Source organism: Synechococcus sp. R8-2, from assembly GCF_047461715.1.
In the GTDB taxonomy this organism is placed as follows: Bacteria; Cyanobacteriota; Cyanobacteriia; order Thermostichales; family Thermostichaceae; genus Thermostichus.
This window is the reverse complement of sequence record NZ_JANSHQ010000770.1, coordinates 1-778: the sequence shown is the minus strand read 5'-3', so window position 1 is coordinate 778 and position 778 is coordinate 1. Positions and strand designations below refer to the sequence as shown.

At 56.3% G+C, this 778-nt stretch carries 1 protein-coding gene; it reads right to left on the bottom strand.

Translation table 11 applies throughout. The annotated features are described in order from the left end of the window. Nucleotides 1-13: 13 nt before the first annotated feature. On the bottom strand, nt 14-778 hold a 765-nt coding region (locus NW819_RS14565; protein WP_414414185.1), incomplete at its 5' end, for a long-chain acyl-[acyl-carrier-protein] reductase.

The window sequence follows — 778 nt, the reverse complement described above, 5'->3', positions numbered from 1 at the left end:
TTTTGAATCTCAATTAGGCTTCGGGCATGAGGGGGCGGAACCCATGCTTGCGGGAAAGCTGCCCGATCAGATCCAATTTCTCAAGGGTGATTAAATTACGGCCCCAACTGAAATTGGTGTACAGCCCCTCAAACTCCAGCAGCATGGACTCGGCAAAGCAGGCAAAAAGCTGACGGGCCGGGTTGGCCACATTCAAAAACTGCATGATGTTCCATTCAATATCCAAAGAGTGCTCCACCATCCCCCCGTCAATGACGTAGAGTCCCTTTCGCTGCAAGCTGGAGGCGATGTTCTTTGGGTAGCCACCGTCGATGATGACACAGGGATCCGGCAAAACTTGGGGATCGAGGGCCATGCCTTGGCTCATGCTGGCCACCCAAACGATAAAGTCAGCGCGGGGCAGGGCCTCTTCCAGCGAACAGATCTCCCCCTGCTTGAGCTTGGCCTGCAATTCCTCCAGACGCCGTCGCTCTCGGGCGATGAGCAACAATTTGCCCAAGTGAGTGTGGGCCACCAACCATTGACAAATGGCGCTGCCGATATCTCCGGTCGCCCCCACCACCGCAACCGTAGCGGCTGCCAAGTCCATGGCGTAGCGCTGGGCCGCCAACTGCAGTTGCTGACAGATGATGTAGGCCGTGTGGGTATTGCCGGTGGTAAAGCGTTGGATCTCCAAGTCAATGTTGCGGACTCGCCGGAGACTGTCGAGGCGAAAAGTCTCGAAAATGATGCTGCTAAATCCCCCCAAAGCAGTAATGTTCAAGCCGCGCCGCTGGGC